This window comes from Bradyrhizobium sp. SZCCHNS30572, assembly GCF_032484415.1.
GTDB lineage: Bacteria > Pseudomonadota > Alphaproteobacteria > Rhizobiales > Xanthobacteraceae > Bradyrhizobium.
Genome location: NZ_JAUESY010000009.1, coordinates 177,713 through 200,289 on the forward strand (window position 1 = coordinate 177,713; position 22,577 = coordinate 200,289).

14 protein-coding genes and 2 pseudogenes are annotated in these 22,577 nt (G+C 65.9%); 7 read left to right on the plus strand and 9 right to left on the minus strand.

Annotated features, from left to right (window positions below):
* Positions 1 to 29: 29 nt before the first annotated feature.
* Both QX048_RS25880 and QX048_RS25885 read left to right on the plus strand, forming a co-directional pair.
* Positions 30 to 464, plus strand: coding sequence for a GlcG/HbpS family heme-binding protein (locus tag QX048_RS25880; RefSeq protein ID WP_315826871.1), 435 nt, complete (start codon positions 30 to 32; stop codon positions 462 to 464).
* Between the two features lie 793 nt (positions 465 to 1,257).
* Entirely contained in the window at positions 1,258 to 3,408 is a 2,151-nt protein-coding gene (locus QX048_RS25885) for a methyl-accepting chemotaxis protein (RefSeq protein WP_315826870.1), read from the plus strand.
* Between the two features lie 12 nt (positions 3,409 to 3,420).
* Here QX048_RS25885 and QX048_RS25890 read toward each other — a convergent pair whose 3' ends face one another.
* The gene (locus tag QX048_RS25890) at positions 3,421 to 3,975 is read right to left on the minus strand and encodes a DUF3124 domain-containing protein (protein ID WP_315826869.1); all 555 of its coding nucleotides are present in this window, start codon (positions 3,973 to 3,975) and stop codon (positions 3,421 to 3,423) included.
* A gap of 25 nt (positions 3,976 to 4,000) precedes the next feature.
* Here QX048_RS25890 and QX048_RS25895 point away from each other — a divergent pair, with 25 nt between their 5' ends.
* Together QX048_RS25895 and upp are read left to right on the plus strand one after the other, a co-directional pair.
* Positions 4,001 to 5,728 carry a cation:proton antiporter gene (locus QX048_RS25895; RefSeq protein ID WP_315826868.1) on the plus strand — a complete coding sequence of 576 codons (1,728 nt, stop codon included), beginning with the start codon at positions 4,001 to 4,003 and terminating at the stop codon, positions 5,726 to 5,728.
* A gap of 53 nt (positions 5,729 to 5,781) precedes the next feature.
* Positions 5,782 to 6,417, plus strand: a complete 636-nt coding sequence (gene upp / locus QX048_RS25900) for a uracil phosphoribosyltransferase (RefSeq protein ID WP_315751689.1) — start codon at positions 5,782 to 5,784, stop codon at positions 6,415 to 6,417.
* Between the two features lie 15 nt (positions 6,418 to 6,432).
* On the opposite strand, the gene QX048_RS25905 is transcribed toward upp, so the two are convergent.
* The 5 genes and pseudogenes from QX048_RS25905 to QX048_RS25925 all read right to left on the minus strand — a co-directional run bounded on the left by QX048_RS25905 (position 6,433) and on the right by QX048_RS25925 (position 13,639).
* Complete coding sequence (locus tag QX048_RS25905; RefSeq protein ID WP_315826867.1) at positions 6,433 to 7,377, minus strand: DMT family transporter; 945 nt, start codon at positions 7,375 to 7,377, stop codon at positions 6,433 to 6,435.
* A gap of 57 nt (positions 7,378 to 7,434) precedes the next feature.
* Positions 7,435 to 8,337, minus strand: a pseudogene (locus QX048_RS25910) (NAD(P)-dependent oxidoreductase); the annotation flags it as partial.
* Positions 8,319 to 9,453, minus strand: a protein-coding gene (gene prfB / locus QX048_RS25915; RefSeq protein ID WP_315712184.1) for a peptide chain release factor 2 whose coding sequence is annotated in 2 segments (ribosomal slippage) — positions 8,319 to 9,383 and positions 9,385 to 9,453 — 1,134 coding nt in all. Because the reading frame shifts where the segments join, the coding sequence is not laid out codon by codon here. The pseudogene QX048_RS25910 and the gene prfB, both read right to left, overlap by 19 nt.
* A 125-nt stretch (positions 9,454 to 9,578) precedes the next feature.
* Positions 9,579 to 12,086 (minus strand): penicillin-binding protein 1A, encoded by a 2,508-nt coding sequence (locus QX048_RS25920; RefSeq protein WP_315712186.1) that lies wholly within the window; start codon positions 12,084 to 12,086, stop codon positions 9,579 to 9,581.
* 230 nt (positions 12,087 to 12,316) lie between these two features.
* On the minus strand, positions 12,317 to 13,639 hold the full coding sequence (locus tag QX048_RS25925) for an N-acetylmuramoyl-L-alanine amidase (RefSeq protein WP_315751757.1): 1,323 nt from the start codon (positions 13,637 to 13,639) through the stop codon (positions 12,317 to 12,319).
* A gap of 805 nt (positions 13,640 to 14,444) precedes the next feature.
* On the opposite strand from QX048_RS25925, the gene QX048_RS25940 reads away from it, so the two are divergent.
* Positions 14,445 to 17,690 (plus strand): Rne/Rng family ribonuclease, encoded by a 3,246-nt coding sequence (locus QX048_RS25940; RefSeq protein WP_409999245.1) that lies wholly within the window; start codon positions 14,445 to 14,447, stop codon positions 17,688 to 17,690.
* A 116-nt stretch (positions 17,691 to 17,806) separates the two neighbouring features.
* Here the strand turns inward: QX048_RS25940 and QX048_RS25945 are convergent.
* Positions 17,807 to 17,959: pseudogene (locus QX048_RS25945) on the minus strand (dicarboxylate/amino acid:cation symporter); the annotation flags it as partial.
* A 7-nt stretch (positions 17,960 to 17,966) separates the two neighbouring features.
* Positions 17,967 to 19,166, minus strand: coding sequence for a pyridoxal phosphate-dependent aminotransferase (locus QX048_RS25950; protein WP_315826864.1), 1,200 nt, complete (start codon positions 19,164 to 19,166; stop codon positions 17,967 to 17,969).
* A 152-nt stretch (positions 19,167 to 19,318) separates the two neighbouring features.
* Here QX048_RS25950 and QX048_RS25955 point away from each other — a divergent pair, with 152 nt between their 5' ends.
* A complete protein-coding gene (locus QX048_RS25955) occupies positions 19,319 to 20,713 on the plus strand; it encodes a M48 family metalloprotease (protein ID WP_315826863.1) in 1,395 nt (464 codons plus the stop codon).
* Between the two features lie 125 nt (positions 20,714 to 20,838).
* A complete protein-coding gene (locus QX048_RS25960) occupies positions 20,839 to 21,603 on the plus strand; it encodes a DsbA family protein (RefSeq protein WP_315712195.1) in 765 nt (254 codons plus the stop codon).
* A 122-nt stretch (positions 21,604 to 21,725) separates the two neighbouring features.
* Here QX048_RS25960 and QX048_RS25965 read toward each other — a convergent pair whose 3' ends face one another.
* Positions 21,726 to 22,397 carry a GntR family transcriptional regulator gene (locus QX048_RS25965; protein WP_315712636.1) on the minus strand — a complete coding sequence of 224 codons (672 nt, stop codon included), beginning with the start codon at positions 22,395 to 22,397 and terminating at the stop codon, positions 21,726 to 21,728.
* Positions 22,398 to 22,577 lie beyond the last annotated feature (180 nt).

Below are 22,577 nucleotides of genomic sequence, written 5' to 3' on the forward strand. Positions count from 1 at the left end.
ATCGCAGATTGAATGAGGAACCGCACATCATGCTGATGCTCGCCGACGCAGTGATCATCATCGACGCCGCGCTGCGCGAAGCGCGTGCGAAGAACCTCGCGCCGCTCGCGGTCGCCGTGCTCGATCCAGGCGGACACCTGATCGCCTATCAGCGCGAGGACGGCGCCGGCATCGTCCGCTTCGACATCGCCTTCGGCAAGGCCTTCGGCTCGCTCGGCATGGGCTTCGGATCACGCGAGCTGAGCCGTCGCGCCGGCAACATGCCGACATTCTTCACGATGCTATCAGCCACGACCGGCGGCCGCCTCGTCGCCTCGCCCGGCGGCGTCCTGGTGCTCGGACCGGACAGGCAGGTGCTCGGCGCCGTCGGCATCTCCGGCGATCTCGGCGACAATGACGAAGCCTGCGCGATCGCCGGCATCGCCGCGGCGGGCTTTCGAACGGAAGAGCCGCCCGGCGCGTGAACCGGTGAAGAACGGCCAAGCGGACCGCCGAAACGGTCCACGCGGCTGATCATCGCTTGGCCGGGAGCACGAAGACGTGGCCGGCCCCACCGCGGGCGGGTGCCCATCATTCGGCTGAAGGGGAGGACCACGCCCGGCAGCAACTCCCTCATCCGAATTCTCCCACGCGATTTTGTTATTTCTTTTTTCCAGAAATCATGTATGATCCCCCCATCCTGCCCTCTCTGCGAGGGGCGTACGCGTCGTCACGGACGTTGGGGCGGGATGCGGTGGACGCGGGCTGCGATGCACGACGGGCATGGCGGTCGCGGACGATGAAGTCGCGTGGTCCTGGCGCCCCGATGCTGGCGCCAAGTTCGTGCCGGTGCAGATGCGCTGGCGCGGATGACGGGGGCAAGAAAGCCGGTCCCCGGGGAGATCGCGTATAAGTTGTTAAAACCATCGCGCAGGGAATGCCGGTTACGGCTTTGCCTGTGGTACCTGCCGCCTGCATTCTTCTCGCAGGCGGGCCATGGGTGAGGCCTTCACCCGGCATTCCCTGCACCCTCGCGTCGAGGGGGGCGCTGCCGAAAACCCCGGGTGCACCGCGCCGCGGGAGCTCTTTCTGCACGCTGAATCACATACTTGCGCGCGAGAGCGAGCATTCCATACAAATTGCAACCTTTATGAGCAGTGCGTAGTCGTACGGTGCCTAGGTTTTACGCAACTTTTAAGGAGTCGGCGCCTTCTAGGCGGTGATCTGAAACTCTGCATCCAGTGTCCGCATGCAGGTGGGACAATTTGGAGTCATACCGTGCGCAAAAATCTGCCTGTCACCCACAACGAATACCCGATCACCGACGAGACGCTGATCGTCTCGCGCACCGATCTGAAGGGCAAGCTGACCTACTTCAACGACCAGTTCGTCGATGCCGCCGGCTTCACCCCCGACGAGCTGATGGGCCAGCCGCACAACATCATCCGCCACCCCGACATGCCGGAGGCCGCATTCGCCAATCTCTGGGACACGCTGAAGCAAGGCAAGCCGTGGGCCGGCGCCGTCAAGAACCGCCGCAAGAACGGTGACTTCTACTGGGTACTGGCGAGCGCATCCCCCATCCGCGAGAACGGCCGGATCACGGGCTACACCTCCATCCGCACCAAGCTGCCGGCCGAGCAGCGCGCCGAGGCCGAGAAGGTCTACGGGCTGTTGAATCAGAACAAGGCGCAGGGCTACGCGATCAGCGCGGGCGTCATCCGCCGCCGCTCGGTGTTCGACCGCCTGTCGCTCTTCACGGGTACGCTCAGGGCGCGCCTGACGACCTTGGCCGCGGTGCTGGGCGTGTTCATGCTGATCATCGGCGCGGCCGGCCTGCTGTCGACCCGCTCCACCAACGTCGCCATGAAGTCGCTGTACGAGGATCGCACGATCCCGCTGGCGCAATTGCTCGAGATCAACGATCGCACCTTGCAGAACATGTCGTCGCAACAGTCTGCGGCGGCGAACGGCAAGGCCGGAAAACCGATCGACGGCATCAGGGCGCTGGTGGACGGAAACAGCGCCAGGATCACCAAGGTCTGGGCCGACTACATGGCGAGCTACCTGACGCCGGAGGAGAAGATCGTCGCCGATGCCTTCGCGATCAAGCGCAAGGCCTATCTGGAGGAAGGCATCAGGCCGGGATTGGCTCTGCTCGAGCAGGGCAAGTTCGACGAGGCGAGCCAGCATATCGCCACCAAGGGGCATGATCTGTTCGAGGCCGCCAAGCACGAACTCGACAAGCTCGTTCAGATCCAGGTGAAGGAAGGCAAGGCGCTCTACGAGGAGGCCGAGAGACAATATCTGGTGGTGCTCGCGATCATTTCTGTGATGATCCTGGCCGGTATCGGAATCGGCGCTACGTTCAGCCTGCAGAGCATCCGCGCGGTGCTGCGGCCGCTCAAGGTGCTCAACGACGCCATGCAGAACATCACCGCCGGCAAGCTCGACAACCGCATTCCGGTGGAGCGCGACGACGAGCTCGGCGAGGCGCTGCGCAACCTGCAGACCGTGCAGGCGATCGTCCGTTTCAACAGCGAGGAAGTGAAGGCCGTGCAGCACTCGGCCGAGGTCAAGCGCAAGGCCGGAATGAACAAGCTCGCCAGCGAATTCGAAAGCGCGATCGGCGGCATCGTGCAGACGGTGTCCTCGGCCTCGTCGCAGCTCGAGACGTCCGCCGGCACGCTGACCTCGACCGCGACGCGCTCGCAGGAGCTCGCCACCACCGTGGCCGCCGCGTCCGAGCAGGCCGCGACGAACGTGCAGTCGGTCGCCTCGGCCACCGAGGAACTGACCTCGTCGGTGACCGAGATCAGCCGCCAGGTGCAGGAATCGGCGCGCATCGCCAACGGCGCCGTCGATCAGGCGCGCACCACCAACGACCGCGTCAACGAGCTCTCGAAGGCAGCCGCGAGGATCGGCGACGTGGTCGAGCTGATCAACACCATCGCCGGCCAGACCAACCTGCTGGCGCTGAACGCCACCATCGAGGCGGCGCGCGCCGGCGATGCCGGCCGCGGCTTCGCCGTGGTCGCGTCCGAGGTCAAGGCGCTCGCCGAGCAGACCTCGAAGGCCACCGGTGAGATCGCCCAGCAGATCTCGGGCATCCAGGCAGCGACACAGGAATCGGTGTCGGCGATCCGCGAGATCAGCACGACGATCGAGCGGCTGTCGGAAATCTCCTCGACCATCGCCGCCGCCGTCGAGCAGCAGGGCGCGGCGACGCAGGAGATCTCGCGCAACATCCAGGAAGCGTCGCGCGGCACCACCGAGGTCAACACCAACATAGTCGACGTCCAGCGCGGCGCCTCGCAGACCGGCTCTGCTTCGGGCAACGTGCTGTCGGCGGCGCAGTCGCTGTCGCGGGAGAGCGACCGGCTGCGGCAGGAGGTCGACCGATTCCTCGGCAACGTGCGGGCGGCCTGAGCCGCCCCGCGCTCACCGCCCGGTCAGCCGGATCGGGCGGCCCTGACTGATGAAGGCGTAATGGCCGGCGCCGATGCCGCCGACCATCAGCGCCTCGACGACGGGCTCGGCAATCTCACCGGTCGCGGCCCAGTCGATGACGAAATTGGCGCCGGTGCCGCCGCGGGTGTCCTTGATGGGCACGAAGACCTCGACGGTCGCGAACGGCCTCAAGGCGACGGGCTCGCGCAGATGCGCCTCCACCAGCGTGCCGGCCGTATCGTAATAGTTGATGCGCCGGACGATCAGCGGCCGCTGCTCGGAGGCGTTGTGGATGCTCAGCGTCACCGAGAAATCGGCCTGGACCCGGCCCGGGGTCATCGCGACGCTGGAATAGACGGGGACATAGACGGCGCCCGTGACCGTGACGGGCTCCGCCGGAACTGGCGTCAGCGAGCTCGCGAAAGCGGTGGTCACGTCGTCGGCGGCCTGCGCCGCGCCGGCCGCAACAGCTGCGATGAGCAGCAGCGCGAATGCGCCCGTCCGGATGTGACAGATTGCGGGTTTCCTTGCGCGGCGGCACGACATAAGTTGCCGCCTTGGGGGTTGCTTCATGCATGAACTGATCGGCGACATCACGCTCTGCATCCTGTTTGCGTGGGTGCTTGGACTGGCGGCACATAGATGGCGCCAGCCCTCGATTCTCGCTTATCTGGTCGCGGGCTTCGCCATTGGCCCCTTCGGCACCGGCTGGGTCAAGTCCCAGGAGTCGATTTCGGTGATCTCCGAGCTCGGCCTGATCTTCATGCTGTTCATGATCGGGCTCGAGATCGACCTCAAGAAGATCATCCGTGCCGGCCCGGTGATTCTGATCGCTGGTGGGGTCCAACTGCTCGGGGGTGCCGCGCTCGGCATCCTGTTCTTCGTCGCGATCGGCATGCGGATGGGCGCCGAGAGCTACGACGCACTCTATCTCTGCGTCGCCTGCGCGCTGTCCTCGACCGTCATCATCGTCAAGGTGCTGTACGAGAAGCGCGAGCTCGACACCCTGCCCGGCCGCATCACGCTCGGCGTGCTCGTGCTGCAGGACGTGTTCGCGATCCTGTTCCTGGCGGTGCAGCCGAGCCTCGACGACCTCCATGTCAGCGTGATCCTGCTGTCGTTCGCCCGCGCCGGCACACTGGTCGCGATCGCCCTGCTCCTCAGCCGCTACGTCTTGCCGCCGGTGTTCCATCGCATCGCGCGTACTCCGGAGCTGATCCTGCTCGGCGCGCTGGCCTGGTGCTTCCTGATCGGCGAGATCGCTGAAAGGCTGCACCTGTCGCGCGAGATGGGCTCGCTGGTCGCGGGCGTCTCGCTGTCGACCTTCCCCTACGCGCTCGACGTCACCGCCAAGGTCACGACGTTGCGCGATTTCTTCATCACGCTGTTCTTCGTCGCGCTCGGCATGACGATCCCGATCCCGACGATGTCCGTGGTGGGGCTGGCGCTCGTGATCGCGCTGTTCACGGTGGCGAGCCGGCTGCTCACGACGTTCACGCCGCTCTACATGATGCGGCAGGGCCTGCGTGCCAGCCTGCTGCCGGCGCTCAACCTCGCCCAGATCAGCGAATTCTCGCTGGTGGTGATCCAGACCGGCGCCGCCGCCGGGCACCTCAAGAACGGCACGTCGAGCGCAGCGTCCTTTGCTTTCGTGCTGCTCGCCGTGCTCTCGACCTTCGTCATCGTACGCTCCGATCCGATCGCGCGGCGAAGTATCCCGCTGCTCAAGCGGATCGGTCTGCGCGACCTCGATGCAAGCAAGGATGGCGAGGCCGGACATGAGGGCGGACACGGCGCCGGACGGCCGATCGTTCTCCTCGGATTCTTCCGCACCGCCAGCGCCCTGCTCAGCGAGATCGAGCGCAACGAGCCGGCGCTGCTGGAGCAGATCGGCGTGGTCGATTTCAACCCCGTCGTCTTCCGAACCTTGTCCGATCGCGGCATCCAGGTGACCTATGGCGACATCAGCAACGTCGACACGCTGATTCATGCGGGGGTGGGCCAGGCCGAGCTGATCATCCTGAGCATCCCGGATTCGCTGCTCAAGGGTGCCAACAACGAAAAGCTGGTGCGCCATGTCCGCAGCATCAATGCATCGGCCAAGATCATCGCGACCGCCGACCTGCTCGCCGACGTCAACGACCTCTACGCTGCCGGCGCCGACTACGTGACCGTGCCGCGGCTCAGCGATGCGCAGGTGCTGCTCAACCTGATCCAGGACGTCAGCGCCGGGCTCCTCTCCGAGCGCCGCAGCCAGGCGGAGACGATGCTCGCCGACCGCCGCGAGGTGCTGCCATGAGCCTGGCACGCATCCATCTCCCACAGAACCTGCGATCCTGCTGGACTTGAATCATGGCAAACACGAGCGTTCACGTCGTCGATCACCCGCTGGTCCAGCACAAGCTCTCCTTGATGCGCGAGCGTGACCGCTCGACCAAGGGCTTCCGTGAGCTGTTGAACGAGATCGGCATGCTGCTGGCCTACGAGGTCACGCGCGACCTGCCGCTCGAGCTGGTCGACATCGAAACGCCGATCGCGCCGATGAAGGCGCCGAAGATCGCCGGCAAGAAGCTGACGCTTGCGCCAATCCTGCGCGCCGGCGTCGGCTTCCTCGACGGCATGCTGGCGCTGATGCCGTCCGCGCGCATCGCCCATATCGGACTCTACCGCGATCCCAACACGCTGCAGGCCATCGAGTATTACTTCAAGGCGCCGCAGGACCTGAGCGACCGCACGGTGATCCTGATGGACCCGATGCTCGCGACCGGCAACTCCGCCTGCGCGGCTGCCGAGCTGCTCAAGACGCGCGGCGCCCGCGACATCCGTTTCGTCTGCCTGCTGGCGGCACCGGAAGGCATCGCCAAGTTCGAGAAGGAGCATCCGGACATCCCGATCTGGACCGCGGCGATCGACGAGAAGCTGAATGACCACGCCTACATCGTGCCCGGTCTGGGCGATGCCGGCGATCGGATGTTCGGCACGAAGTGATCGTGCGCGTGCAGTTCAGCAGGACGGTCGCGGTGAAGGGCGAATGACGCTGAAGATGCGACCGTCGATCACCAGCAGCGCACTCCCGATCACCAGCGCGCCGCTGATCTCCCCCAACGAGATGCTTTCGCCGAGCACCAGCGACCCGAGCAGGATCGTCGTCAACGGGATCAACAACGTCACCAGCATCACGTTGGTCGCCCCGGAGCGGCGCAGGATTTGGAAGAACACGATATAGGCGAACGCCGTCGACAGCGCCGCAAGGCTTATGACCGCGACCCAGGTCTGCAGTCCGGGAAGCGGGAGACGCCAGGGCTGGTCGACGACAGCGGCGATGGCCAGCATCATCACGCTGGAAGCCGAGAGCTGGAAGGTGGCGGTTGCAAGCGGCGGCGAATGGGCGAGATGGCGGCGCACCAGCAGCGCGGCGATGCCGTAGCTGAGCGACGCGCCAAGACCGAACAGAATGCCGTACCCGCCTGCCGAGCCGTCGAGCCCCGGTCCGCCCCGCAGGATCACGACCCCGACGAGGCCGACGACCAGACCCGCTGCCCGCCGGGCCGACAGCCTTTCCTCTCCCGCGGCGGCCATCACCACGATTGTGAACAGCGGCGTCGTCGCATTGAGGACAGCAGCAAGGCCGGAGGTGATGAACGTCTGGCCGATCACGATCAGGCAGAATGGCACGACATTGTTGAACAGCGCCACGGCAAGGAACGGCAGCCAGCCGACAACCCCCTGGGGAAAGCCGAGCCCGCGCAGTCGCGCCACCGGCAGCAGAATCGCCGCCGCCAGCACGATGCGCAGCAGCACCAGCGTCAGCGGGGGCAGTTCCTCCAAGGCGAGGCCGTTGAAGATGAACGATCCGCTCCACAGCAGCGAGAGCAGGCCGAGCAACGACCAGTCCCGCGCGTCCATGCTCTCGTTCTGGGATGTCATCGCCGCAAACCGCTGTTTCATCTGCGCGAGCCTTGCAGGTGAAGCCTCGCGCCGTCCACCCGCTTTCCGGTGGTGTGCCTACGGCATGGATCTCGGCCGCGACACCAGCTCGATCATGCGGCCTTCGTCCTCATCCGGCATCGCCGCCTTCGCCCGCGCATAAGCATCGACGGCCGCCTGGGCCATGATGGGACGCTCTCCAAGCAGCTGCTCGGCGAGCTGCAGCGCATAGGCTGCATCCTTGTGACGGAGCGCCGCGGTGAAGCTTGCATCGGCGAAGTTGCGCGCGATCATGCGCGGCGCGTGGCGCAGAACCTGGGGGCTCGCCGCGACGCCGCTCTGGATTGCCTCCAGCACGAGCTTCATGTCGAGGCCGGCCTGCTCGGCGATTGCGAGCCCCTCCGCAAGACCTGCGATCTGCATCGCGCCAAGCAGGTTGTTGATCAGCTTGTAGACTGTCCCGGCGCCCACGGGCCCGAAATGGCGAATGGTCGAGCCGATCGGCGCCAGATACGGCCGCGCGCGGTCGAGATCGGCAGCGTCGGCACCGACCAGCAAGGTCAGCTTGCCGCTCGCGGCCGCGTCGGGCAGCCCGGTCACCGGGCAGTCGAGATAGGTCACGCCGCGCGCATCCAGCTCGCGCGACAGACGCAGCGCATGGTCGCGCGATACGGTCGAGCATTCGATCGCGATCGTGCCGACCCGCATGGTGGCCGCGGCGCCATCCGGCCCGAGCCAAACCGCGCGCGAGGCGTCGTCATCAGCCACCATCGTCACGACCGCATCGGCATCGATTGCCGCATCAGCTGGCGAGGTCGACCAGCGCGCGCCGCGCGCGATCAGATCCTCCGCCTTCGCCCGGCTGCGATTCCAGACCGCCACGGAATAGCCTGCGTCGAGATAACGACCGGCCATACCATGGCCCATGCGCCCGAGCCCGATGAAGGCAACGCGCGCCACGCTCAATCGACGTCCTCGATCGCAGCGCCTGGCGTCGTGCCGAACGCGCGCTGCGCCAGCGTCGCCGCCATGAACTCGTCGAGATCGCCATCGAGCACGCCGGCGGTGTCGGACGTCTGCACGCCCGTGCGCAGATCCTTCACCATCTGATACGGCTGCAGCACGTAGGAGCGGATCTGGTGGCCCCAACCGATCTCGGTCTTGGCCGCCTGGTCGGCCGCCGCTTTCTCCTCGCGCTTCTTCAGCTCGATCTCATAGAGACGTGCGCGCAGCATGTCCCAGGCCTGGGCGCGGTTCTTGTGCTGTGACCGGCCAGCCTGACAGACCACCGCAACGCCGGTTGGGATGTGCGTCAGCCGGACCGCCGATTCGGTCTTGTTGACGTGCTGGCCGCCGGCGCCACCGGACCGCATGGTGTCGACGCGGACATCGGACTCCTTGATGTCGATCTTGATGCTGTCGTCGATGACCGGGAAGATCTGCACCGAAGAGAACGAGGTGTGGCGGCGTGCATTCGAATCGAACGGAGAGATTCGGACCAAGCGATGCACGCCAGCTTCAGTCTTCAGCCAACCATAGGCATTATGCCCGGAGATCTGGATGGTCGCCGACTTGATGCCGGCCTCTTCGCCCAACGATTCTTCGAGATACTCGATCTTGAAACCGTGCTTCTCGGCCCATCGGGCGTACATGCGCAGCAGCATCTGCGCCCAGTCCTGGCTCTCGGTGCCGCCGGCGCCGGCATGGACCTCGAGATAGGTGTCGAACTTGTCGGCCTCGCCGGACAGGAGCGCCTCGAGCTCGCGCCGCGCGACCTCCTTCTTCAGCTCCTTCAGCGCATTCTCGGCTTCGGTGACGACACCGGGATCGTTCTCGGCCTCGCCAAGCTCGATCATCTCGATATTGTCGCTGAGCTCACGTTCGACCTTGCCAATGCCGGTGAGCGAATCCTCCAGCGAGGTCCGCTCCTGCATCAGCCGCTGAGCTTTTTGGGGGTCGTTCCAGAGATTGGGGTCTTCGGCGAGCTTGTTCAGCTCGGCCAGCCTTGCCGTCGATGTCTCGACGTCAAAGATGCCTCCTCAGCAGCCCGACCGACTGCTTGATCTCTTCTACGATTTTCTCGATTTCCGCGCGCATGTCGCTCTCTTCAGGCCACGGCTCGAAGCGCCGCAGCATCGTCTGTCACAGGGGATGTAACGGCGCTCGGCGCAAAGCGCAATCGCTCTGCACCGCACCGGCATCAGTTTCAGCCGGCCCAATGCCTAATAGAGGCTTCCCGTGCCTGGACGGATGATGAAGCTGCCAGCATCAGGCTGGCCGCCGCTCTGCGACGGCATCACGCGTCCATCGGCGTCGGCGACACCGATGACCGAGTAGTTGTCCGGCGGAGCCGTACCAGGTTTGAACGCTTCCATGATCGTGCGGCCGCCGTCGCCAGGGCTCGCGCGCATGCCAGTCTTGGCATCGACACGGACCAGCTTGATGCCGGCCGGGATCTTGAAGGGCGTGGCCGGCTTGTCGGCCAGCGCGAGCTTCATGAAGTCTTTTGCGATCGGCGCGGCCAGATGACCGCCGGTCGCAGCATTACCCCTACCGAGCGGCCGGGGCTTGTCGTAACCCATGTAGATGGCGACGGCGAGGTCCGGCGAGAAGCCGACGAACCATGCGTCCTTGGCCTCGTTGGTGGTGCCGGTCTTGCCGGCGATCGGCTTGCCGACCTCCTTCAGCACGGTCGCCGTGCCCGCCTGCACCACGCCCTCGAGCATCGAGGTGATCTGGTAGGCCGTCATCGTATCCAGAACCTGCTCCCGGCGGTCGACCAGCTGCGGCTCGCTCTGGTTCTTCCAGCCGTCCGGTGCGTCGCAGCCGCGGCACTCGCGGGCATCATGCTTGAAGATGGTGTGGCCGTAGCGGTCCTGGATGCGGTCGATCAAGGTCGGCTTCACCCGACGGCCGCCATTGGCGATCATCGAATAGGCCGTGACCATGCGCATGGCCGTGGTTTCGCCGGCGCCGAGGGCGTAGGAGAGGTAATTCGGCAGCTCGTCATAGACTCCGAACCGCTTGGCGTATTCGGAAATCAACGGCATGCCGACGTCCTGCGCGAGACGCACGGTCACCGTGTTCAGCGACAGACGCAGCGCGTTGCGCAAGGTCGTTGGCCCGAGATATTTGCCGTTGGAGAAGTTGTCGGGGCGCCAGACCTGCCCGCCCTGCCCCTGGTCGATCTCGATTGGTGCGTCGACGACCTGGGTCGACGGCGTATAGCCGTTGTCGAGCGCCGAAGAATAGACGATCGGCTTGAATGACGATCCGGGCTGCCGGTAGGCCTGCGTTGCGCGGTTGAACTGGCTCTGGTCGAAGGAGAAGCCGCCGACCATCGCGAGCACACGGCCAGTGTTCGGATCCATGGCAACCATCGCGCCGGACACTTCGGGCAGTTGCTCGAGGCGATACTGGCCTTCGACCGGATTGCCTTCTTTGTACAGCGGATCGGCATAGATCACGTCGCCCGGCTGCAGCACCTGGGCGACCGACGTCGGCACCTTGCCACGGCCGTTGGCCGTCGCAGCCCGCGCCCATTTCACGCCGTCAAGCGTGATCAGGCCAGTCTGGCGTTCCTTGCTGACGGCGCCGCCGAGTTCGCGCGGCGGCTGGAAGCCGATGCGGGCGGACTGGTCGCTGGTCTCGAGCACCACGGCCATCCGCCACGGTGAGATGTCCGAGAGCGATTTGATGTCGGCGAGCTTCACCCCCCAATCGCCCGAAGTATCGAGCTTGGAGACAGGCCCGCGATAGCCCTGCTCCTGGTCGTACCTCACGAGTCCGGCGACCATGGCCTTGCGCGCCATGACCTGAATCTTCGGATCGAGCGTCGTCCGGACGGACAGGCCGCCTTCGTAGAGCTTCTTCTCGCCATAGCGCTCGAAGATGTCGCGGCGAACTTCCTCGGCGAAATATTCACCCGCAAAGATGTGGGCGCCGGTGTTGCGGCTCGCGATCGTCAGCGGATCCTTGCGCGCCTTGTCGGCGTCGGCCTGCTTGATCCAGCCGTTCTCAAGCAGACGATCGACGACGTAGTTGCGGCGCTCGATGGCGCGGTCGCGATTGCGGATCGGATGCAGGCTGCCCGGCATCTTCGGCAGCGCGGCGAGATAGGACGCCTCCGCCACGGTGAGCTCGTTCACCGACTTGTCGAAATAGACCAGCGACGCCGCGGCGATGCCATAGGCGCCCGAGCCGAGATAGATCTCGTTGAGATAGAGCTCGAGAATCTTGTCCTTCGAGTAGGTGCGCTCGATGCGCATCGCCAGCAGCGCTTCCTTGATCTTGCGGGCGAACGACACCTCGTTGGTCAACAGGAAGTTCTTGGCGACCTGCTGGGTGATGGTGGAGGCGCCCTGCGGACGGCGATTGGAGCCGAAGTTCTGGGCGTAGACCACGGCGGCACGCGCCATGCCGGTGAAATCGATGCCGCCATGCTCGTAGAAGTTCTTGTCCTCGGCGGCGAGGAAGGCGTTGATCACGAGCTTGGGAACCGCCTGGATCGGCAGGTACAGCCGGCGCTCCCGGGCATATTCACCGACCAGCGAGCCGTCGACCGCGTGCACGCGCGTCATCACCGGCGGCTCATAATCCTGCAACTGGGAGTAGTCAGGCAGGTCCTTGGAAAAATGCCAGATCAGGCCGGCCGCTGCTGCCACACCGACCAGGAACAAGACGGTACCGGCCGCGAACAGGAAGCCCAAAAACCGCACCAGAAAGCGCATCGGCGAATATCCGTTCCAACTCTTGTTTCGTCTCTCGGCTCGGACGCGGCGCACCCACAGGCGCTACCGCCAAAAATCACACGGTCGGCTGCAATGCCGCGTGACCCATGCCAGAGAAACGCATGGTCAAGCCTATCAGCGGTCAAGCCTATCACAAGTCTGCCGAGAAGGAATCCTCACTGATTCCGGGTGCCTCGCAGCACGTTTATACGGATGTTGCTGTGGCCAAACTAGGGCTTTGCGCGTACCGCCGCCGGCTTGTCCGGCCTCTCGGGGCCCGCGTTGGCGATGCGCTTGGCCAGAAAGGCATCGATCGCCCGCGCCATTGCGTCCGCCGTGCGCGACCGCCATGCGTCGGAGACCAGGTTCCCCATATCGCCCTTATTGGAGACATAGCCGAGTTCGACCAGCACGGATGGCACGTCGGGCGCCTTGAGCACGCGGAAACCGGCCGATTTCAGCGGGCGCTTATGCATATGCACCGCCGTCTTCATGTCGTTCATCAGCACACGGGCGAACCTGTTGGAAAACGTGCGGGTTTCCCGGCGGGCCAGATCGATCAGGATGTCGGCGACGTCAGCCGGCTCCTCGGTCAGATTGACCCCGCCGATCTGGTCGGCCCGGTTCTCGGCCTCGGCCAGCCGTTCCGCCTCGACGTCGGACGCCTTGTCCGACAGCGTATAGATGGTCGCGCCCTGCGCAGTGCCCTCACCTCGCGGCAGCGCATCGGCGTGGATGGAGACGAACAGAGCCGCCGACTGCTTCTGGGCGATGCGGACCCGGTCTCCAAGCGGGATGAAGGTGTCGTCGTCGCGAGTCATGATCACGCGGAACTTGCCCGACCGTTCCAGCCGGTCGCGCAGCGCCTGGCCGAAGGCGAGCACCAGATTCTTCTCCGGCACCTCGCCGCCCTGGGTGCCGTAGTCGATACCACCATGACCGGGGTCGATCACGACCACGGGCCGGGTGTCCGGCGGACCATCCGTCGGAGGGGGGGCGATGGCGACCGTCGTCGGCGGCGGCCGGACTGCCGGCGCGGGGTTTCCTGCGACCGCGACCGACGCCGTCGCGGAACCTGAATCGGCAGGCCTGGGCGCAAGACGGCTGTCGCTGCCGATGGCGCGGGCGAAGGTCGCCTCGTCGACCTCCTCCAGTTCGAGCACCAGCCGCGGCGGCTGACCGTTGGCGGCATCCAGCACCGTGGAGTTGGCGATTCGAGCCGGGCCGGTGAGATCGAAGACGATGCGGGACCCACCGGGCATCACCATCCCATAGCGGAACGCCTTCACCAAACCACGGCCGCTGGTCCCGGCTCCAGTGGGCAGATGAAAGCTGACCTGGGGCAGGTCGACGACGACGCGATAGGGTTCGCTGAGCAGGAAGGTTCGAAACGGCACCGTCCGGTCGAGATCGAGCACGAATCGGGTCTGTCGGGAATCGCCGGCGACCCGTGCGTCGGTGGCGATGGGGAACCCGGGCCCGACCACGGCAGGCGGCACCTGGCCGACCGGCCCGCTCTGGGCGCGGGCCGGAATGACCGCCGCACATAACATTTGCGTGACGCACAGCGACGCGCATCCCAGCAAGGAAAGGTAATTCGCCCGGCCAATTGCCAAATCGATGCCTCCGCGGGATCGTCTTACCGCAACCAATCCCAGGGGTTAACCGCCAAATTTTGTCATTTTCGTTAAAGGCCACCGATTGTTGCGGTTCCGCGACGCTTCGCTTGCGCGACCTGACCATTCCTCGTATGTACGAAGGGCTGAAGGCTAATCCTTACTGCCGGTTGTGTCGCGTTCAACCTCCGGTGAAACGCCGGAAGCTTCGTGATCGGGGTGCTCGATATCGGGTCCTCGGTCGTTGCGAAGAGTCCAGCGCCTTTCCGACGCTCCACCAAAGCCTGCGCGATCCCGCGCGGCCGCAACGGAGAGCCGGTCACGAGCCGAGTGGCGCCTGTCAGGGCGCCTCCTCGCAGAGACCGCCCGGGCACCAGGTCAGACACGGTATAGCCTGATACCGCACCCGTGACAGGGTGGGTATTCGATCCAGGCAAGCGTTTCGGCGCAATCTGGCCTTCGGCAACAGAGAAGGCGGCACCCGCTGCCGCCCACATATTCCAGACGGGCCGACGCTTGATGCGCCAGACTGAGTTGCCAACCATGACCAGCGGACGATCCGCGCCGATGCGGGGCCAGACCCCCGTCCGGCCAATCGCCCCGCCGGCATCAGGGTTGGCGCGGCGCGACCAGCTGCGTTTAGGCCTTCCCCTCACCCCCGAATCAGGTGGACCGTCGCGTCATCCGACAGCGCGCCACGCGCTCGCGGCCAATCGCGCCCGTCGCCTCCAAGAGTTCCAATATGCCCAACAAGATGTTGATCGATGCTACCCACCCGGAAGAGACCCGGGTCGTTGTCGTCCGCGGCAACCGCGTCGAGGAATTTGATTTCGAAACGGCCCAACGCAAGCAGCTCCGCGGCAACATCTACCTGGCCAAGGTTACCCGGGTCGAGCCCTCGCTGCAGGCCGCCTTCGTCGAGTATGGCGGCAACCGCCACGGCTTCCTGGCCTTCAGCGAAATCCATCCGGACTACTATCAGATCCCGGTCGCCGACCGGCAGGCTCTGATCGAGGCCGAGGAGCGCGCGCACCGCGAAGCCGAAGAGGAAAGCGAGAACCGCTCCAACCGCCGCCGCAACCGGCACCGCAGTTCACGGCGCCGCGGCAGCGGCGAACGGGTCCAGAGCGAGATCGTCGAGGTCGCCGAGGCGGGCCTCCCTGCCCCGACCGAAGGGCACGAGGCCGACCACGAGGCGCAAGACCACCGCGCCTATGCGCAGGACGATCAGCCGCACGCCGACGCGACCGCTCCCAGCGAGGCGCAGGGCTTCTCCGAAGGCCCGGTCGAGGCTCAAGGTCGGGACGCCTCGGGCGAAGCTTGGCAGGGCGCAGCCGACGAATCGCGCGAGCATGCCGACCGCCAGCCTGATGCCGTCGCCGCGCAGGACCATGACGCTGCTGCCGAGCAGCCCTCCGGCGAAGCTGCGGAGGCCGCGAGCGCGCAGACCGGCGGCTCGCACCCTGCCGAGGCGGCCAGCCCGGCTGTCGCGGCAGACGAGCACGACGACGAGCATGACCATGAGCACCACGGTCACGACGAGCATCATGACGGCGAGCACGAGCATGATGAGCACGAACATCACGAATACCACCATCATGAGCATGATCACGATGAGCACGACGACGATGACGTCGCTGCCGTGGGCGAACATGCTGATCACGGCGTCACCATCGTGCCCGGCGACGAGAACGGCTCCGACACCGCGTCCGGCGACCATGAGGACGACGAGGACGACGGCGAGGAGATCGAGGAAGAGCTCGTCGAATCCGTCGGCGGCGATGACGTGCTGGAGGAAGTGCCGGAGCGCACCTTCCGTCCGCGCCGGCAGTACAAGATCCAGGAAGTCATCAAGCGCCGCCAGGTGATGCTGGTGCAGGTCGTGAAGGAGGAGCGCGGCAACAAGGGCGCGGCGCTGACGACCTATCTGTCGCTGGCCGGCCGCTATGCCGTGCTGATGCCCAACACGGCGCGCGGTGGCGGCATCAGCCGCAAGATCACCTCGGCGCAGGACCGCTCGCGCCTGAAGGAAGTGGTGCAGGACCTCGACGTGCCCGAGGGCATGGGCGTGATCCTGCGCACCGCCGGCGCCAACCGCACCAAGCCCGAGATCAAGCGCGACTTCGAATATCTGCTGCGTCTCTGGGAAACGGTCCGCGACATGACCCTGAAGTCGCAGGCCCCGACCCTCGTGTATGAGGAAGGCTCGCTGATCAAGCGCTCGCTGCGCGACCTCTACAACAAGGAGATCGACGAGATCCTCGTGGCCGGCGAAGACGGCTACCGCGAGGCGCACGATTTCATGAAGATGCTGATGCCGACCAATGTCCGGGCGGTGAAGCAGTATCGCGACGGCCAGCCGCTGTTCTCCCGGATGGGCGTCGAGAGCCAGCTCGACGCGATGTTCTCGCCGACCGTGCAGCTGCGCTCGGGCGGCTATATCGTGCTCAACCAGACCGAGGCGCTGGTCTCGATCGACGTGAACTCCGGCCGCGCCACGCGCGAGCATCACATCGAGGACACAGCGCTCAAGACCAATATGGAGGCGGCCGAGGAAGTGGCGCGGCAGCTCCGTTTGCGCGACCTGGCCGGGCTGATCGTCATCGACTTCATCGACATGGACGAGAAGCGCAACAACCGCTCCGTGGAACGCAAGCTGTCGGACTGCCTGCGGCAGGATCGCGCGCGCATCCAGGTCGGCCGGATCTCGCATTTCGGCCTTCTGGAGATGTCGCGGCAGCGCATCCGGGCCAGCGTGCTCGAAAGCTCGACCGAGCCGTGCGCGCATTGCGGCGGCACCGGTCACGTGCGCTCGGTGTCCTCGGTGGCGCTGCAACTGCTGCGCAGCCTCGAAGAGACGCTGATGAAGGGCGCCACCCACAATCTCGTGGTCCGCACCCGCACCGAGGTGGCGCTCTACGTGCTCAATCACAAGCGCGGCCATCTGCGTGACCTCGAGAACAGCTTCAAGGTCTCGCTCGCCGTCATCGCCGATCCGAGCGTGAGCGGCCAGCAATCCTTCATCATCGATCGGGGCGAGCAGGTGCACACGCTCGAGGCCGCCAAGGCGCTGCTCGCCGCGCAGGCCTCCGCCCCGCCGCTGGCGGCCGAGGAAATCTACGACGAGGAAGAACCGTTCGATATCGAGACGGAATCCGAGGTCGAGACCGAGGAGACCGAAGGCCTGTCCGAGGACGCAGCCGACGGCAGCGCAGCCGAAGGCGAGCGGGACGGCGCGCGCCGCAAGCGGCGACGGCGCCGGCGTGGCCGCGGCAGCGAGGCCCGCGAGGGCGCGCTCCCAGAAGGCACGGCCGGACTGCAGTCCGCCGAGCCGGGCTCTGCCGCCGAGCAGTCAGCCGAGGACACCGACGGCGAAGACGACGAGTCGGAGGAACAGCCTGCGTTCGCACAAGGCGAGCAGACGGATCAGCCTGGCGGCGAGCGGCGTCCGCGCCGGCGTGGACGCCGCGGCGGTCGCCGTCGGCGCGGTGGCGCGGAAGAAGGTCTCGCCGCGTCGATCGGCGACGAGCTCGCGCCGGCTTCGGCATCGGAGGCAGAAGCCGCCGTGGCCGATTTCGACGGCAATGGCGCTTCCCACCACGACGAGGAAGAGCCGGCAGAACCTGCGGCGCCAGTCCATGCGTCGGCCGCAACCGAGGCCGATGAGTCCGTCGCTGGCGCCTCCGTGCCCATGCCACAGGCTGCTCCGGGACAGCCCGAAGTGCAGCAGACCGAGGCTCCGAAGACGGAATCCGAGAAGACCCCACGCCGTTCAACGGTTCGCGAGAAGGTCAGCTTCCTCACCGAGCCGAGGCCGGAGGGCGCGGTTTCAGCCGTCAACGTCGCCGAGAGCAGCGCACCCACTCCGGCTGTCGACGTCGCGGCGTCCGGACCGGTTGCCTCCGAACCGGCGGCCACCGATTCCTCGTCCCCTGCGGCCCCGCGCCGGGCCGGCTGGTGGTCCCGCCGTTTCGGTGGCGGGCAGTAAGCCCCCGCTCTCCGACGCTTCGATGCAAAACGCCCGGCCAGATTGGCCGGGCGTTTTTCATATGGCGTTCTTCGTATGGCGATCGTTCTTGACCGTGACGACCGACCGGAGGCCGCTCAGCCGGTCGTCACGGCCGGCTCGACATCCGACGGATCGATCTGCTGATTGAGCCGTCGCTGCAGGAGATCATGGTCGAGTTCGTCTTCGCGCCACGAGACGAACACGGCGGCGATGCCGTTGCCGATGATGTTGGTCAGTGCACGCGGCTCGCGCGCCCTAGCCTAACCAGCGCGCGATCCGGGCCACCGCCTCACGCATGTCCTCGGCCGAACGCGCATAGGAAAAGCGCACGAAGCTGCGGCCGTGGATCGGATCGAAGTCGACGCCCGGCGTGGCCGCCACATGGGTCTCCTCCAGCATCCGCTTGGCGAAGTCGAAACTGTCGGAGGTGAAGTCGGACACGTCGGCATAGAGGTAGAAGGCGCCGTCGGCCGGCAGGAACCGGGTCAGGCCGGCCTTCGGGAAACCCTCGATCAGGATGTGCCGGTTCTCCTGGTAACCGTGCTTGATGGCCTCCATTTCGGTCCGGCCGTCGAACGCCGCTTCCGCCGCGATCTGCGACAGGGTCGGAACCGAGATCGCGAGGTTCTGTTGCAGACGCTCGATCGGCCGCACCAGCGCATCTGGCACCACCATCCAGCCGATGCGCCAGCCCGTCATGCAGAAGTACTTCGAGAACGAGTTGATGATCAGGGCCTCGCGCGACAGCTCCGCCGCCGTCACCGCCGGAAACGCGTAGTCCAGACCGTGATAGATCTCGTCGGAGATGAAGCGGATGCCGGCGTCGCGTGCGGCTGCGATGACACCGCCCAGCGCCTCACGCGACATCATGGTGCCGGTCGGATTGGCGGGACTTGCCACCAGCACACCCTTCAGCGGCGTCTTGCGGTGCGCGGCGAGCAGCGCTTCGCCGGTCAGGGCGTGACGGTTCTCCGCCGTGGTCTCGATCAGCACCGGCTCGCAGCCCAGCGCCGTCAGGATATGGCGATAGGGCGGATAGCCCGGCACGGTCACGGCCACGCGGTCGCCGGGCTCGAACATGGCCAGGAACGCCAGGATGAATCCGGCCGAGGATCCCGTCGTGATCACGATCCGCGCCGGATCGACCTCGCAAGCGTGCGTCTCACGATAGTGCCGCGCGATTCGCTGTCGCAGCGACAGCAGACCGAGCGCCGAGGTGTAGTCGATGCGGGCCTGATCGAGCGCGGCATGCGCGGCCGCAATGGCCGCTCGTGGCGCAGGCGCCGCCGGTTGGCCGACCTCCATGTGGATGACATGTCCACCGCCCGCCTCGATCCGCTCGGCCGCAGCCATCACGTCCATCACCATGAACGGCGGAACATTGCTGCGCGCGGACGGCGCCGTCAGGTCGGCGATCCGCTGTTCCAATGTCGGTATCACTGTCGCATCCACCATCGATATCTGCTATTGACCGCGGCTGTTCGGACCCGCTCCGTGAACCGGTCGGGGTCAGCCCATGGGCCTCGTTCGCCGCAGATGAGCCGCATTCCGCCGTTTGGTGGGCAATAGCCCGTCTCGCGCCTCGCGCCAATTGCAAAGATCGCCTGATGTCGCTCCGTATCGTGCTTCGCAAGAAACTGTCCGGCGGGCTTGCCGCGGTCGTCGCGGCGGCCGTGACGCTGGCGCCGCTCGCGCCTGCATCGGCGCAGCAAGGCAAGGGACCGCCGATCCTGCGCGACACCGAGACCGAGGTGCTGCTGCGTGAATATACCCGGCCGATCCTGCGCGTCGCCGGGCTCGAAAAGCAGAACATCCAGATGGTCATCATCAACGATGCGTCCTTCAACGCGTTCGTTGCCGACGGCCGCCGCATCTTCGTCAATTACGGCGCCATCCTGCAGTCGGAAAATCCGAACCAGCTGATCGGCGTTCTCGCGCACGAGACCGGCCATCTCGCCGGCGGCCATCTCGCCAAGCTGCGCCAGCAGCTCGCCACCGCCCAGACCCAGATGATCATCGCCACCATTCTCGGCGCCGGCGCCCTCGCGGTCGGCGCGCGCGGCGGCGGCAGCGGCCTTGCCAATGCCGGCGCCGCGACGCTGTCGGCCCCGGGCGAGGTCATCCGCCGATCGCTGTTGTCGTATCAGCGTCAGCAGGAGGAGAACGCCGACCGCGCGGGGGTGAAATTCCTCACTGCGACAGCGCAATCGCCGAAGGGCATGTACGAGACGTTCAAGCGCTTCACCAATGAGAGCCTGTTCGCCGCGCGCGGCGCCGACCCCTATCTGCAATCACATCCGATGCCGGCCGATCGCGTCGAGGCGCTCGAGGGCCTCGCGCGCCAAAGCCCCTATTGGGACAAGAAGGACGACCCCGCATTGCAGCTCCGTCACGACATGGTCCGTGCCAAGATCTCGGCCTTCATGGAACGGCCGGACACGGTGGCACGGCGCTATCCATTGTCGGACACCGGCCTGCCCGCCCGCTACGCCAGGGCAATCTCCACCTACCTGCATGGCGACCTGCGCAGCGCCCTGAGCCAGATCGATGCCCTGATCCAGGTGCAACCCAACAACGCCTATTTCTACGAGGTCCGCGGCCAGGCCCTGCTGGAGGGCGGCCGCCCCACTGAGGCGATCGCCCCGCTGCGCAAGGCGGTGCACCTGTCCAATAACGCCCCGCTCATCGAGATGTTACTTGGTCAGGCCTTGGTGGCATCCGAGAACAAGGCCTACACTGACGAGGCGATCTCGATCTTGCGCGCGGCGGTCGCGCGCGAATCCGAGGCGCCGCTCGGCTATTCCCAGCTCGCGATGGCCTACGGTCGCAAGGGCGATTATGCGGAGGCGGATCTCGCCTCGGCGCAGGCCGCCTTCCTGCGTGGCGACAACAAGACGGCGCGCGAGCTTGCCTCGCGTGCAAAAACCCGCTTCGCGGTCGGCTCGCCGGGCTGGGTCAGGGCCGACGACATCGTCATGGCAAAGCCGCTTTCCGGCCAGTAGGTGTCGGACAGCGGAGTTGGCGCCCGCTGAAGTTTTGAACTACTGCTATCATCCGATCCAGAATATCAAAATACCGTCACGACCATCGACAAGGACCCGATCATTTGACCCAGAGGACCTCCTTCATGCCGTCAGTCCGCACGCTCATTCCCGCGATGTTGCTCGCGCTTTCGCTCTGCGGCGTGCCTCAGCTCGCGTCGGCGGAGAGCTTCTCCGACAGCCAGCGGGGCGAGATCGAGACCATCGTCCGAAACTACCTGATCGCGCATCCCGAGGTGCTCGAAGAGGCGATGGCCGAGCTGCAGAAGCGCCAGACGGCAGCCGAGGCGGCCAAGCACGAGGCCAGCGTCAGCAAGAACGCCGAGACCATCTTCAACTCGCCGCGCGGCGTCGTGCTCGGCAACAAGGATGGCGACGTCACCTTCGTCGAGTTCTTCGATTACAATTGCGGCTACTGCAAGCGCGCGATGGCCGACATGATGGAGCTGATGAAGAGCGACCCGAAGCTGAAGGTCGTGCTCAAGGAATTTCCCGTGCTGAGCCAGGGCTCCGTCGAGGCCGCGCAGGTCGCGGTTGCCGTTCGCATGCAGGCCCCGCAGAAATATCTCGACTTCCACCAGAAACTGCTGGGCGGCCGCGGCCAAGCCGACAAGGCCCATGCGCTCGCGGTCGCCAAGGATCTCGGGCTCGACATGGCGCGCGTCGAGAAGGACATGGCGAGCCCCGAGGCCAAGGCGACGATCGAGGAAAACTTCAAGCTCGCCGAGGAGATGGGCATGAACGGGACGCCGAGCTACGTGATCGGCAAGCAGGTCGTGATCGGCGCCGTCGGCGTCGAGGGCCTGCGCGAGAAGATCAGCGCGGCCCGCTGCGGCAAGGCGAGCTGCTGAGCATCTCTGCCAAAGCGTCTCGCCATCACGGGATCAATCGAAGGCCGGCTGTCTCAGCCGGCCTTCTGCTTTTGCCGTGAGCCGGTGGCGAAGCGGCAGCCGGGTGGCGGCAGCGCCCTCGCCTATCCCTTCAGCTTCATGCCGAGCCGGGTTCGAAGTGCCTCGCGGATGTGCCCGCGTGCAATCGCCTCGGCCCGATCGGGATCGCGGATCGCGATCGCTTCGATCAGCTCACCATGCTCGGCCGCGGCTGTTGCTGCACGTCCTTCGGCCGCAAACGTCGTGGTTCCCAGCAGCGCTGTCGCGACATGCATGTCCTCGAGGGCGGCATCGAGGTAGCGGTTGCGCGCCGCGCGCTGGATCGCACCGTGCATTAGCCGGTTCAGCCGCGCGAGCTCGGCGGCGTCGTCCCCCCCGCTGACAAAGCGTGCATGAATGTCGCGGAGCGCCGCGATCTCGGCCGACACGGCATACTGCGCGGCGAGCCGGGCCGCGGCGCCTTCGAGAATTTCCCGCATCGCGTACAGCTCGAGGACTTCATTCTCGTCGAGACTGCGCACGATCAGGCCGCGTCCACCAGCCGGCTGCACCCACCCCTTGGCCACCAGCTTGCCGAAAGCCTCACGGACCGGCGTCCGGCTGACGTTCAGCTTCTGGGCGACCTCGTCCTCACGCAGCCGATCGCCGGAGCGATAGAAGCCGTTCTCCAGCGCATGGCACAGCGCACGAAATACCGCTTCGCCGAGAGAGACGTTGTCACGATCGATGGTGAGCGATGGCGCTTCCGAGGACATGGGGGTCACGATTTCACAATCTCGTTGCGAACAACAGCCTATCTTGCATATTTTTGTATACAATGGCATACCAATTCTATGCCTACTGCAGCCTTTACTTCCGTACCATCCATCATCGCTTGGCCGACGGCTGGCATGCGGAGGGGTGGCTGTGTGGACCAAACCCGGTCCAGGCCCCGC

Excerpts from the sequence above, each read along its gene's own strand:
- QX048_RS25880 (WP_315826871.1), top strand. The coding sequence starts at position 30 with ATGCTGATGCTCGCCGACGCAGTGATCATCATCGACGCCGCGCTGCGC.
- QX048_RS25890 (WP_315826869.1), bottom strand. The coding sequence starts at position 3,975 with ATGTCGTGCCGCCGCGCAAGGAAACCCGCAATCTGTCACATCCGGACG.
- QX048_RS25895 (WP_315826868.1), top strand. The coding sequence starts at position 4,001 with ATGCATGAACTGATCGGCGACATCACGCTCTGCATCCTGTTTGCGTGG.
- upp (WP_315751689.1), top strand. The coding sequence starts at position 5,782 with ATGGCAAACACGAGCGTTCACGTCGTCGATCACCCGCTGGTCCAGCAC.
- QX048_RS25905 (WP_315826867.1), bottom strand. The coding sequence starts at position 7,377 with ATGAAACAGCGGTTTGCGGCGATGACATCCCAGAACGAGAGCATGGAC.
- QX048_RS25920 (WP_315712186.1), bottom strand. The coding sequence starts at position 12,086 with ATGCGCTTTCTGGTGCGGTTTTTGGGCTTCCTGTTCGCGGCCGGTACC.
- QX048_RS25925 (WP_315751757.1), bottom strand. The coding sequence starts at position 13,639 with ATGTTATGTGCGGCGGTCATTCCGGCCCGCGCCCAGAGCGGGCCGGTC.
- QX048_RS25940 (WP_409999245.1), top strand. The coding sequence starts at position 14,445 with ATGCCCAACAAGATGTTGATCGATGCTACCCACCCGGAAGAGACCCGG.
- QX048_RS25950 (WP_315826864.1), bottom strand. The coding sequence starts at position 19,166 with ATGGTGGATGCGACAGTGATACCGACATTGGAACAGCGGATCGCCGAC.
- QX048_RS25955 (WP_315826863.1), top strand. The coding sequence starts at position 19,319 with ATGTCGCTCCGTATCGTGCTTCGCAAGAAACTGTCCGGCGGGCTTGCC.
- QX048_RS25960 (WP_315712195.1), top strand. The coding sequence starts at position 20,839 with ATGCCGTCAGTCCGCACGCTCATTCCCGCGATGTTGCTCGCGCTTTCG.
- QX048_RS25965 (WP_315712636.1), bottom strand. The coding sequence starts at position 22,397 with ATGTCCTCGGAAGCGCCATCGCTCACCATCGATCGTGACAACGTCTCT.